Origin of the sequence: Clostridium sp. chh4-2, assembly GCF_002899675.1 — a bacterium.
Lineage (GTDB): Bacteria > Bacillota > Clostridia > Lachnospirales > Lachnospiraceae > CHH4-2.
In genome coordinates, this window is sequence record NZ_PKUU01000006.1 from 66459 (window position 1) to 79895 (window position 13437).

Below are 13437 nucleotides of genomic sequence, written 5' to 3' on the forward strand. Positions count from 1 at the left end.
TGCAGCCGGCCTTCTGTCTTTCAGCCGATCTCTTCTTTTCCCTCTGCGGTCTTCATAAGAAAACGCAGCATTCCGAAGGAATCGAGAGAGATTCTATTTGCCAGAAGATCACAGTAATCTTCCCGGGATGTCTGAATGTGAACCATGATCGCCTGTACTGCGCCATCCCCGTCTTTATTCCGGATGCATTCCAGCACCCTGCTGTGATCATTATAAGCCTTTTTCTGATAGGAACGCTCCAGATATGACAATACCCTCAGACGGGATAATTGAATTCGGAGCGATTCATAGAATCTGATCAGGCGCTTGTTTTCAGAAAGCAACACAAGGCAGTTGTGGAATTGCTGGTCAAAATAAAACTGACGTTTGATATTTCCCGCCTGATCCATCTCCTCCATCTGACGGTTGATCTTCTCCAGATATGCAAATGACTCCTCTTTAATCCCCCGCTCCATAGCCAGTTTCAGGCACATCATCTCGATACATTCACGGGCGGCAAAGATATCGCGGATATCTTCCTCCGTGATCTCACACACGATATACCCCCGTCCCTGTCCTCCGTCATAGATCAGGCCGTCGTTTTCCAACTGCCCCAATGCCTGACGGATCGGAGTACGGCTCATGCTGAGTTCCTTACTCAATGTAAAATCCGAAATCTCCTGCCCGGGATAAAGTTCAAAATCACAAATCTTCTGTTTTATTTTCTCATATGCCTCTTCTACTAAAGATACCTTGTTTTCCAGTTTCTGCACCCCGCTCACATTCCTTTCCTGCCTGAACTATATCAATTTGCTCATGGTCTCATAACTCTTTTCTGCCGAACATATAGGATCTGGGAAATTAAAACTTTCCACAGCCAGCGCATGTTCATACCCCGCTTCTTTCAAAGCAGCCGCTGTCTCCGCAAAATCATAATGTCCATGTCCTGCATACCAGCGGTCGCTGTCCGCAATATGCACGTGTCCGATCTGATCCCCTGCCTTCAATATAGCCTCTCTGATATTGCCCTCTTCGATGTTCATGTGATATGTATCCAGGTGGAGCTTCAGCCATGGCGAACCCACTTGTTTAAGCAGTTCAAGGCCTTCGTCAATGTTATTTACATAATCGCATTCATACCGGTTCATCAGCTCAATCCCCAGGGTTACCCCATATTGGGCAGCGAAATCACAGCATTCCCCCAGCCCTTCCATCAAAAGCTTCTTATAGAGATCAAGGCTGGAGCACTGGGCCACTTTTCCGCGTATCAGGCCCAAAATAACGACTGCATGATCGTAATCCGCGGCTGTCAGTATATGATCTTTTAAGCGTTTCACCGCTCCCTGACGCTTCTCTTTCTCTTCGCTGGTCAAAGACAGGTGATCGATGCCATATGCCGTTCCGGTACCGATAGAAGTAAGCTCTAATCCGTACTGTGCCAACAGCCGTTTCATCTCATTTCTGTCCACCAGCGCGGAATCATGGATATGGACCTCCGCTCCATTATACCCTATCGATGCGATTTGTGACAAGCACTCTTCCAGTCCGCCCCGGAAAACTACCGGAGCTTTTGCCCTCAGATGTGTCATTTCTGTACATGTCATTGATAACTTCATAATTTAATACCTTTCTACCGGCGGATCACTTCGTCCACATTTATAATTTCTATCGGTTCCCCTTCTGCGCCTGTAACAGTCACATCATGAAGGATTAATTTGTTAACATTATTGATATAAATGCCTTTATTGGTGCACGGCTCCACATCTGCCATCATGGCCGGATACTCCGGGGTTGGATTCTCGGCAAAATCGATTTTAACATTCTCAAATGTGATCTCTTCCACCTTAGATTCCGGAAGTCCGTAGATAAATGCCGCCGCCACATGGCAGTCATGCGCTTCGATATTCCGGAATGCCAGCTGCTTGATCTGAGGTGTTCTGTCGTCCACCGGGAGAGCTTCCTTGGTGCTCACATATTCCGAATGTCCGTCCGGATCACAGCACCAATAGTAAGAGTTAACCACAAATGGGGTCAGCACCCCTTTCATCTTGATATTTTCAAAGGTGATGTCCTCGATAACCGCATCCTTGCCGCGTCCCCGTCTGGTCTTTACCCTCAGCCCCCGGTCCGTGACTTCAAAAATACAGTCTCTGCACACCAGATGTTTCACGCCGGCCGCCATCTCGCTGCCTAAGGTCACGGAACCGTGTCCATGCTTCATGCAGCACTGCCGGATCATTACATTCTGAGACGGAACTTTGTATTTATTGCCCATATAGAATTTTCCCGACTTCATGGCTATGCAGTCATCGCCCAGGGAGAAATAAACGCCGACCACTTCCAGGCCGTCCACTGATTCCGGGTCCATTCCATCCGTATTCGGAGAAACCTTGGGGTTCAATACGGTCAGATCAATCCACCTGGTATTGTTTGAAAAATAAGGGTGCAGATTCCAGGCCGGACTGTTTTGGATGGTAAGGCCGTGAACGGTGATATTTTCGCAATGATTTAGGAAAATCATTCTTGGGCGGTATGCGCCTTCTGTCTTCAGGCGTCCGTCTCCCTCCCACCAGTTTTCAAAGCTGGCATTGCCGTCCAGAGTTCCGCCTCCGGTGATCACCACGTTATGTACGTTAATTCCCGTAATAATGGATGCAAAGCTGTCCAGCGGATTTCCCTCCCAGGACCCCAGGTTGTATTCTGAACTCTCATCATAGCTCTCAATCAGCCCCGGAAGGATGGGGAACTTGGAGCGCTCCGTATAGGCGGAAAGCACCGCTTCATCATCCAGTTCCAGAATCAGATCGCTTTTTAAAAACAGGGAGGATACTTTATAGATTCCCTTAGGTATCCACACCCGGCTGTTGGCCGGACAAGCGTTAATGGCCGCCTGAATGCAGATGGTGTCATCATGCTGCCCGTCCCCTCTGGCGCCGAATTTTCTCACATCCAGGGTTACAAATTCATATTCGGTAGAACATGTAACAACTTCCGATTCGTCCGTATCATTTTTGATCTGAATCTGATATTCCGTATCAGGCTTCAGCCCTTTAATCGTCTGAACCGCTTTTTTCGCATCCATATAGTGTTCGCCGTTAAGAAAGATCTGATAAGGCCGGTCTGTATAATAAATTCCCTGGTCTTTCAGTTCAATTGTCATTCTCCTGGCCGTCTTTAAAATAATATCAAATGAAATCATCCCATTAACCTCTCAATCCGCCGCTTTGGCAGCACTTTGATCCAATGAAGAACAGCCCGCATCTTTTCCATGAAGTTTCGCGTATTCTCCATATGCCATCAGCATAATTCCTGCACATTCATCTGTCAATCCTTCATGATCCGGCAGTGACTGCTCTGCTGCTTCCTGGTATTTTTCCGCAAGCAGAGCGCCCAGACGGCAGCCCTTTAAAACAGAGTAAACTGCATAGGGTGATGTTCTGTCATCAACCAGCTTCAAACCGGCTTTAAAATACTTCTCCGCATTTTTATAATGGTCAAATACCTCTTCTGAAATCAGGCTGCTGCTGTCTATTAATGCCATCAGATAGTAACCGGATGTTTCCTGATCCATGCCCGAGAGCTGCTCTGCAGCCATACGGTTTGCGTCTGACAGCTGTTTTTGAATCTGGTGATATCCCTCTTTCCCACGGAACTGATTCTCATATTCCAGTATGAAAGGTTCTGCCAGAAAGAGATTCTCTGTCCACGGACCTTCCAAAACCGCATCCTGCCGGCTCTCAATCCACTGCCACAGCCTGCAGGCCGTCTTCTTATAAACCTCTTCACCGGTTTCTCTGTACAATGGAAAAAGATGCCGTCCGCATCCCAAAACCGCGAAATTTATCATCCCGCTGTCCCGGTCTTTCAGATCCTGTACCAGCTGATCCATCGCATTTTTCACTGTCTCACGGCATCCTTCATGATTGTACGCTTCATACAGATTCCAAATTCCCGTTAACGCGAGGGCCGTCTTAGCGGTCCAGTCCCATCTTTCAGTCTGTTTCATCTTTTCTGCATAAGAGATTATTTCTTTTTCAGATAACATATTCCCGTCGTTTCCTCTCTGTTAAATGATTTCCTTCTAAAAACAAGGGGGAAATTCCCCCCTTGTCTTCCACCTGCCTTTACAGTGAAACCGCCTCAGCTCTTCTGTTCATTCAGCTAAATTAATACGATTTCTTTTCATTTACTTCATTAACGGAATCAATCAGGTACTCAGCCCATTCCTGTGTATCTTCTCCATCACTGATCGCTTCAAATACTTCATAATATACGCCTGTGCTGTCTTTTAAAGCGGAATCCTCGAAGTTTGGATCAAATGAGAAGTTGGCAACTTCCATAACAGCCTTGTTGGCTTCATAGGTAAGACCTTCTAATTTTCCGCTTTCTTCCAGAGTCTTATTGGCTTCTGAGTTAGCCAGCATACCTCTCTCTGTTCCAAGAATGGCGACGCCTTCCGGATCGGAAGTTAAAAATTCCACAAGCATAGCCGCTTCTTTTTTGTGCTTGCTGCTCTCTGTAACGGCGAAACACTGGGAAATCTTAGTAAGTCCTGCTTCATATTCGCCAATTCCTGTGATGAAATCTCCAAGAACAAATTCCTGACCCGGATCAAGAGCCTGTTCGAACTTAACCTGAGCGGAATCCCACTCATAAAATCCTGCGTATTTTCCTTCAATCCATCCCTGAGTCTTCTCAAGCACGTTGGAGCCAGAACCGATTAATGTTCCGATCGTTGGCATTACATGATTATCCTCCAAAGAACAGATCCAGTCAAGACCTTCTTTTACCTCTTCCAGGCTGTAGTTAACTTTTCCGTCTTCCACCCACTGTTTTCCGTATTTGGACTGCAGATAGTAGAGCATCAGAAGCATTCTCTCATAGCCGAACATGGCAATCGGATAGTAATCATCGCCTAAAGTCTCTTTAAATACAGTTCCTGCATTCATCAGGTCGTCAATGGTCTTAGGTGTTTCCAGACCTGCTTTTTCAAAGGTTGTCTTGTTCCAGAAGAAACATTTACCGGTAGTTCCGATCGGAAGGGCCTGCAGCTTATCCGCTACCACACACTGATCGAGAATCTTCTCCGGATAGTTCTGTAAAGAAATGATATCTTTATATTCGTTCAAATCCACAAATTTGGAACCGTCCGCTGAAAACTGATATAACCAGTTCCAGTTTACCTGCATTACATCAGGAGCCGTTCCTGCTACAAGCGCGGTGGAACACTTCTCTGCCCATCCGTCCCAGCTTGAGTATTCTGTATCCACTTTGATATTCGGGTATTTTGCTTCAAATGCTTTGATAGCTTCATTCGTTACTTCATGACGGCTGTCGCCTCCCCACCAGCTCATACGAATTGTAACTGCGTCGCCATTTTCCGCTGCCTCGCCGGAAGCCGCGGAAGAACCCTCTTCCTTACTTTCAGTTTTTGCTGCGGTGGTATCTGCGGCGGTATCTGCGGTGCCCGCACTTTTACCGGACGAACCACAGGCAGTTAATGAAGCAATCATAGACGCTGCCAGAACCATAGCTGTTGCACGTTTTAAAACTCTCATATACATCCTCCTCATAATTGGCCTTGGTTTTATTAACCTTGAGCTTACTATAAATCCTATGGGAGGATTTGTCAACAGTTTTTATATTATTTGTATGTATACACTAATATTATTTACATATTTTTAGCTATTTAGTACATTTTCTTCCCAATCTATCCTATAACAAAGAATGGCTGCGGCACAGATGAACTTCATCCATGCCGCAGCCATTCTATTATTTAGATTTCCTGATCCTCTTCACCGAAGTCCAGAACTTCATCGAAATCATCACTCTCTTCCGACAACATGATGTCATCATCAGAAAGCAGGATTTCATCATCCATAGTCACATCCGTATCCAGTTTCACATTACGGTATCTCTTCATACCGGTACCGGCCGGAATCAGTTTACCAATGATAACATTTTCCTTCAGACCGATCAGATTATCAACTTTACCGTTAATTGCGGCTTCCGTCAATACCTTCGTAGTCTCCTGGAAGGATGCAGCTGATAAGAAGGAGTCGGTTGCCAGGGATGCTTTTGTAATACCCAGCATAACCTGCTTACCTTCTGCAGGCTTTTTGCCCTCAGCGATCAGCTTCTCATTCATATCGTTATAATCAAGAACGTCCATAGATACGCCAGGCAGCACATCGCTGTCGCCGCTCTCTTCGATCTTGATCTTCTTTAACATCTGACGAACAATCATCTCAACGTGCTTATCATTGATCTCAACACCCTGAAGACGGTATACACGCTGAACTTCCTGAATCATGTAATCCTGAACGGCACGAACGCCTTTGATTTTAAGGATATCATGAGGGTTCACGCTACCTTCTGTCAGTTCATCACCGGCTTCCAGGATCTGCTCATCCACAACTTTAATTCTGGAACCATAAGGAATCAGATAAGTCTTGGTATTTCCTGTTTCAGGATCAGTTACCACGATTTCACGTTTCTTCTTTGTATCTTTAATGCTCACTACGCCGCCGAATTCAGCGATGATAGCAAGACCCTTTGGCTTACGCGCCTCAAAAAGCTCCTCGACACGGGGAAGACCCTGTGTGATATCGCCGCCGGCAACACCGCCGGTATGGAATGTACGCATGGTCAGCTGTGTACCAGGTTCACCGATGGACTGAGCTGCGATAATACCTACAGCCTCACCTACCTGCACGGCCTGGCCGGTCGCCATGTTGGCGCCGTAACACTTCGCACATACACCGATGTGGGATTTACAGGTCAGAACGGTACGGATCTTAACGCTGTCTCTTCCAAGCTTATTCAGCACCTTCATAACCGCTTCGGCACGTTTTGGCGTGCACATATGGTTTGCTTTTACTACCACTTCGCCGGTATCCGGATCAGTGATGGTTTCAGCGATATAACGGCCTGTAATACGCTCCTGAAGACCCTCGATTGTCTCCTGTCCGTCCATAAAGCCCTTGATCTCCATATACGGGATATCCTTGCCCTCACAGCAGTCCACTTCACGGATAATAAGATCCTGTGAAACGTCTACAAGACGACGGGTCAGATAACCGGAGTCGGCTGTACGCAGAGCTGTATCGGAAAGTCCTTTACGCGCTCCATGAGCGGAGATAAAGTACTCCAATACGTCAAGTCCTTCACGGAAGTTGGACTTGATAGGAAGTTCGATTGTGTGACCGGTTGTATCGGCCATCAATCCACGCATACCTGCCAGCTGTTTGATCTGCTTATCGGAACCACGGGCTCCGGAATCGGCCATCATGTAAATATTGTTATATTTATCAAGGCCTGTCAGAAGGTCATGGGTAAGCTGGTCATCCGTTACTTTCCATGTTTCAATAACTTCTTTATAACGCTCTTCCTCTGTGATAAGACCACGGCGGAAGTTCTTAGCGATTCTGTCTACCGTTGCCTGAGCATCTGCAATCAGCTGAGGTTTGCTCTCAGGTACGGTCATATCGGAAATGGATACGGTCATAGCCGCTTTGGTTGAATACTTGTAGCCGATGGCCTTGATATCATCCAAAGTTTCAGCGGTCTGGCTTGCGCCGTGAACGTTGATAACCTTCTCCAAAATCTGTTTTAACTGCTTTTTGCCAACGTGGAAATCCACTTCCAGCTTTAATTCATTGCCTTCAATGCTTCTGTCCACGAAACCAAGATCCTGAGGAACGATCTCATTGAAGATGAAACGTCCGATGGTGGACTCAACAGTTCCGGTCTTCACGGTTCCGTCGGCCATGGTCTTAGTTACTCTCGCCTTGATTCTGGAATGCAGGGTTGCAGCTCCGTTCTCATATGCGAGAATCGCTTCGTTTACGCTCTTAAAGATCATGCCTTCGCCCTTAACTCCAGGTCTTTCCTGGGTCAGGTAATAGATACCGAGCACCATATCCTGAGAAGGAACGGCAACCGGACCACCGTCGGAAGGTTTTAACAGGTTGTTCGGAGACAGCAGAAGGAAACGGCACTCTGCCTGAGCTTCTACGGAAAGAGGCAGATGGACAGCCATCTGGTCACCATCGAAGTCGGCGTTGAACGCAGTACATACAAGAGGATGCAGCTTAATCGCTTTACCTTCAACCAGGATCGGCTCAAATGCCTGGATACCAAGTCTGTGAAGGGTAGGCGCACGGTTTAACATAACCGGGTGCTCTTTGATAACATCTTCCAGCACATCCCAAACTTCAGGCTGAAGTCTTTCAACCATCTTTTTCGCATTTTTAATATTATGAGCGGTTCCGTTAGAAACCAGTTCTTTCATAACAAACGGCTTGAACAGCTCGATTGCCATCTCTTTCGGAAGGCCGCACTGATAGATCTTCAGTTCCGGTCCTACGACGATAACCGAACGTCCTGAATAGTCAACACGCTTTCCAAGAAGGTTCTGACGGAAACGGCCCTGTTTACCTTTCAGCATATCGGAAAGAGATTTTAACGCTCTGTTTCCAGGACCTGTAACAGGTCTTCCGCGTCTGCCGTTATCGATTAAAGCATCAACCGCTTCCTGAAGCATACGCTTCTCGTTGCGGACGATGATATCAGGAGCGCCTAATTCCAGCAGTCTTGCCAGACGGTTGTTCCTGTTGATAATTCTTCTGTATAAATCGTTCAAGTCGGAAGTGGCGAAACGGCCGCCGTCCAGCTGAACCATAGGGCGGATATCCGGAGGAATAACCGGAATCACGTTCATGATCATCCATTCAGGCTTATTGCCGGAGTTGCGGAATGCTTCCACAACTTCAAGTCTCTTGATAATTCTGGCTCTCTTCTGTCCGGTCGCATCCTTCAGGCCTTTTCTCAGTTCCATCGAATCCTTTTCCAGATCGATGGCCTTTAAAAGCTCCTGAATCGCTTCCGCACCCATTCCTACGCGGAATGTGCCGTAGCCGTTCTTCTCTGTCTCCTCACGGTATTCCTTCTCAGATAATACCTGCTTATACTGGAGGCTGGTCTTACCAGGGTCCAGAACCACATAGGATGCAAAGTACAGGACTTTCTCCAGTGTTCTTGGAGAAATGTCAAGAATAAGTCCCATTCTGCTGGGGATACCCTTGAAATACCAGATATGGGATACAGGAGCTGCCAATGCGATATGGCCCACACGTTCTCTACGAACGCTGGCTTTTGTTACTTCAACACCGCATCGGTCACAGATAACACCTTTATATCTGATCTTTTTATATTTACCACAGTGACATTCCCAGTCTTTACTCGGTCCAAAGATTCTTTCACAGAACAAACCGTCTTTCTCCGGTTTCAGTGTTCTGTAGTTAATCGTCTCAGGCTTCTTTACTTCACCATGGGACCACTCCAGAATCTTTTCAGGAGAAGCCAAACCGATTTTAATGGCATCAAATGTCATTGGCTGATAGGTGGTTTCATTTGTCTCAGGCATGAGCGTTACTCCCTTCTATTATTCTTCATCAGAGGCTTCATCATCCATGGAATCTTCCAGGTCAAACAATTCCTCTTCTTCCTCAAAATCATCTTCAACGTCTACTATTTCTTCGCCTTTAATCTCTTTCTGCTGGTAGCCGAAGTCACCGAAAGATTCCACTTCATCGCGGTTGAACGGTCTGTCTCCTTCGATGATGGAACGCAGGTCGGTATCACCGTAATCCACGCTTTCAGACATCTCAACTTCCGTATTGTCATCTCTGAGAACTCTTACATCCAGTCCGAGAGACTGAAGTTCTTTCAGAAGTACCTTAAATGATTCCGGAATACCAGGCTCAGGAATATTCTCGCCCTTGATAATAGCTTCATAAGTCTTAACACGGCCTACAACGTCATCCGACTTAACAGTAAGGATTTCCTGTAAGGTATAAGCAGCGCCATACGCCTCCAGAGCCCAAACCTCCATCTCACCGAAACGCTGTCCGCCGAACTGAGCTTTACCGCCCAAAGGCTGCTGTGTAACGAGTGAGTAAGGGCCTGTGGAACGGGCATGAATCTTATCATCTACCAGATGATGAAGTTTCAGGTAATGCATGTGTCCGATTGTTACGGCACTGTCGAAGTACTCTCCGGTACGTCCGTCACGAAGTCTTACTTTACCGTCACGGCTTAACGGAACGCCCTTCCATAATTCTCTGTGATCCAGATGAGATTCCAGATATTCCATCACATCCGGTTTCAGCAGATCTTTGTATTTTTCCTGGAATTCTTCCCATGACAGGTTAACATAATCATTAGCCACATCCAGGGTATCCATAATATCAATCTCGTTAGCGCCGTCGAATACAGGCGTAGCGATGTTAAAGCCAAGGGCTCTTGCAGCAAGACTCAGATGAATCTCCAGCACCTGACCGATGTTCATACGTGAAGGTACGCCCAATGGGTTCAATACAATGTCCAGAGGACGGCCATTCGGTAAGAACGGCATATCTTCAACAGGAAGCACGCGGGAAACAACACCCTTGTTACCATGACGTCCGGCCATCTTATCACCAACAGAGATCTTTCTCTTCTGAGCGATATAGATGCGTACCGTCTGGTTAACACCAGGTGACAGTTCATCTCCGTTTTCTCTTGTAAATACTTTGGCATCCACGATAATACCATAAGCGCCGTGAGGCACTTTCAGGGAAGTATCACGCACTTCTCTCGCTTTTTCACCGAAAATAGCGCGCAGAAGCCGTTCTTCTGCTGTAAGCTCTGTCTCTCCCTTAGGAGTTACTTTACCCACCAGAATATCTCCGGCACGTACTTCGGCGCCGATACGGATAATACCTCTTTCATCCAGATCTTTTAACGCGTCTTCACCGACACCAGGCACGTCACGGGTGATCTCTTCCGGCCCTAACTTGGTGTCACGGGCTTCTGCTTCATATTCTTCAATATGAACAGAGGTGTAAACATCTTCCTGAACCAGTCTTTCGCTCAGAAGTACCGCATCCTCGTAGTTATAACCTTCCCAGGTCATAAATCCGATCAGAGGGTTTTTACCGAGGGCGATCTCACCGTTCTGTGTGGATGGGCCGTCGGCAATTACTTCCCCAGCTTCCACGTGATCGCCTTTATAAACGATCGGCTTCTGGTTGTAGCAGTTGCTCTGGTTGCTTCTCTTGAATTTGGTCAGATGGTAAACATCTTTATTTCCATCAATATCTCTTTTAATAATAATTTCATTGGATGCGGAGCGCTCAACCACACCTGCATTTCTGGCAAGGACGCAGACACCGGAGTCAACCGCTGCTTTTGCTTCCATACCGGTACCTACTACAGGAGCTTCTGTGGTCAGAAGCGGAACGGCCTGACGCTGCATGTTGGAACCCATCAGCGCACGGTTCGCATCATCGTTCTCCAGGAAAGGAATCATGGATGTAGCTACTGAGAATACCATCTTAGGAGAAACGTCCATTAAATCGATATTCTTTTTCTGGAATTCGGAAGTCTCCTCGCGGAAACGTCCGGAAACGTTGTTATGAATGAAATGTCCGTCTTCTTTCAACGGCTCATTCGCCTGTGCAACTACGAAGTTATCTTCTTCATCTGCTGTCAGATAAACAACCTCATCCGTTACGATCGGGTTCTCAGGATCTGTTTTATCCACCACGCGGTAAGGCGCTTCGATAAATCCGTATTCATTCACCCGGGCATACGTAGCCAGGGAGTTGATCAGACCGATGTTAGGACCTTCAGGCGTCTCGATCGGGCACATACGTCCATAATGGGTGTAGTGTACATCTCGTACCTCGAATCCGGCACGGTCTCTGGAAAGACCGCCAGGTCCCAATGCGGAAAGACGTCTCTTATGGGTCAGCTCAGCCAGCGGGTTGTTCTGATCCATGAACTGTGACAGCTGGGAACTTCCGAAGAATTCTTTAACAGCTGCTGTTACAGGTTTGATGTTGATTAAGGACTGCGGTGTAATACCGTCCATATCCTGAGTTGTCATTCTTTCACGAACAACACGCTCCATACGGGAAAGTCCGATTCTGTACTGGTTCTGAAGAAGTTCGCCCACAGCGCGGATACGTCTGTTGCCCAAATGGTCGATATCGTCAGCATTGCCGATCTCTTCTTCCAGATGCATATTATAGTTAATAGAAGCGATAATATCTTCTTTTGTGATGTGCTTAGGAATCAATTCATGGATGTTCTTTCTGACCGCTTCCTTGAGTTCTTCTTCACTTCCAGCTTCTGACAGAATATTCTGAAGCACAGGATAAAATACTAACTCTGAAACGCCAACCTCTGCCGGATCAAAATCAACGTATGCAGCCAGGTCAACCATCATGTTGGAAAGAACCTTCTGATTGCGGGTAATACCCTGAATCATAACAAACGGAACCGCCGCGTTCTGAATCTCTGTAGCCAGAACCTTGTCAACCGTTGTCCCAGCTTCAGCCAGAATCTCGCCTGTAGACAAGTCAACCACATCCTCTGCCAGTGTCTGACCTGTGATTCTGTTCTTTAAATGAAGCTTTTTATTGAATTTATATCTTCCTACTTTTGCTAAATCGTATCTTCTCGGGTCAAAGAACATACTATTTAATAAACTCTCTGCACTATCAACGGATAAAGGCTCGCCCGGACGAATCTTTTTATATAATTCCAGCAGACCATCCTGGTAATTATCGGAAGTATCCTTACCAAAGCTGGCCAGCAATTTTGGTTCTTCACCAAATAAGTCGATAATCTCGGCATTCGTTCCGTAACCAAGCGCACGGATCAGCACGGTAACCGGAACCTTTCTTGTTCTGTCGACACGGACATAAAAAATGTCATTGGAGTCGGTTTCGTATTCCAGCCATGCTCCACGGTTAGGAATTACCGTACAGGTATATAATTCCTTACCAATCTTATCATGTCCTATGCCGTAATATATTCCTGGGGAACGTACCAACTGGCTAACAATAACACGTTCAGCGCCGTTAATTACGAAAGAACCTGTATCCGTCATAAGTGGGAGATCACCCATGAAGATTTCATGTTCATTAATCTCATCTTTATCTTTATTGCAAAGTCTTACTCTTACTTTTAAAGGCGCTGCATAAGTTGCGTCGCGCTCCTTACACTCTTCGATTGTATATTTGATATCATCTTTACATAATGTAAAGTCAACAAACTCCAAGCTCAGATGACCTGCAAAGTCGGCGATTGGAGAGATGTCTTCAAAGACTTCCTTCAATCCTTCATCAAGGAACCACTGATAGGAATCTTTCTGAATCTCAATCAGGTTTGGCATCTCAAGAACTTCTTTCTGTCTTGAGTAGCTCATTCTTAAGCTCTTCCCGGCTTTAACGGGACGCATTCTGCTTTTCTCCATTGACGTTTCACCCCTGTTTTCTATTCTAATTTTGGGCACACTGCTCCCGTAGAGCACATGAGGCCACAATAGTGCACATTCCATCTTAACATAGCGTTGTCAAGGTGTCAAGGATTTTTTGCTTGCTTTTTCCATTAAACAATGATATACTA

At 46.4% G+C, this 13437-nt stretch carries 7 protein-coding genes; all 7 read right to left on the reverse strand.

Annotated features, from left to right (window positions below; genetic code table 11):
* Positions 1–20 precede the first annotated feature (20 nt).
* A complete protein-coding gene (locus tag C0033_RS08015; protein ID WP_180994626.1) occupies positions 21–752 on the reverse strand; it encodes a GntR family transcriptional regulator in 732 nt (243 codons plus the stop codon).
* A 27-nt stretch (positions 753–779) separates the two neighbouring features.
* Positions 780–1583: a sugar phosphate isomerase/epimerase family protein gene (locus tag C0033_RS08020; RefSeq protein ID WP_180994627.1), complete on the reverse strand. Its 804-nt coding sequence runs from the start codon at positions 1581–1583 to the stop codon at positions 780–782.
* A 26-nt stretch (positions 1584–1609) separates the two neighbouring features.
* Positions 1610–3178: a glycoside hydrolase family 28 protein gene (locus C0033_RS08025; protein WP_347501062.1), complete on the reverse strand. Its 1569-nt coding sequence runs from the start codon at positions 3176–3178 to the stop codon at positions 1610–1612.
* Positions 3179–3190: 12 nt separating this feature from the next.
* Positions 3191–3985: a glycoside hydrolase family 88 protein gene (locus C0033_RS08030; RefSeq protein ID WP_180994628.1), complete on the reverse strand. Its 795-nt coding sequence runs from the start codon at positions 3983–3985 to the stop codon at positions 3191–3193.
* Between the two features lie 160 nt (positions 3986–4145).
* Positions 4146–5537 (reverse strand): ABC transporter substrate-binding protein, encoded by a 1392-nt coding sequence (locus C0033_RS08035; protein ID WP_242984447.1) that lies wholly within the window; start codon positions 5535–5537, stop codon positions 4146–4148.
* A gap of 218 nt (positions 5538–5755) precedes the next feature.
* Positions 5756–9406, reverse strand: coding sequence for a DNA-directed RNA polymerase subunit beta' (gene rpoC, locus C0033_RS08040; RefSeq protein ID WP_103227348.1), 3651 nt, complete (start codon positions 9404–9406; stop codon positions 5756–5758).
* 18 nt (positions 9407–9424) lie between these two features.
* Positions 9425–13285 (reverse strand): DNA-directed RNA polymerase subunit beta, encoded by a 3861-nt coding sequence (locus tag C0033_RS08045; protein WP_103227349.1) that lies wholly within the window; start codon positions 13283–13285, stop codon positions 9425–9427.
* Positions 13286–13437: the final 152 nt, after the last annotated feature.

Excerpts from the sequence above, each read along its gene's own strand:
- C0033_RS08020 (WP_180994627.1), bottom strand. The coding sequence starts at position 1,583 with ATGACATGTACAGAAATGACACATCTGAGGGCAAAAGCTCCGGTAGTT.
- C0033_RS08025 (WP_347501062.1), bottom strand. The coding sequence starts at position 3,178 with ATGATTTCATTTGATATTATTTTAAAGACGGCCAGGAGAATGACAATT.
- C0033_RS08030 (WP_180994628.1), bottom strand. The coding sequence starts at position 3,985 with ATGAAACAGACTGAAAGATGGGACTGGACCGCTAAGACGGCCCTCGCG.
- C0033_RS08035 (WP_242984447.1), bottom strand. The coding sequence starts at position 5,537 with ATGAGAGTTTTAAAACGTGCAACAGCTATGGTTCTGGCAGCGTCTATG.
- rpoC (WP_103227348.1), bottom strand. The coding sequence starts at position 9,406 with ATGCCTGAGACAAATGAAACCACCTATCAGCCAATGACATTTGATGCC.
- C0033_RS08045 (WP_103227349.1), bottom strand. The coding sequence starts at position 13,285 with ATGGAGAAAAGCAGAATGCGTCCCGTTAAAGCCGGGAAGAGCTTAAGA.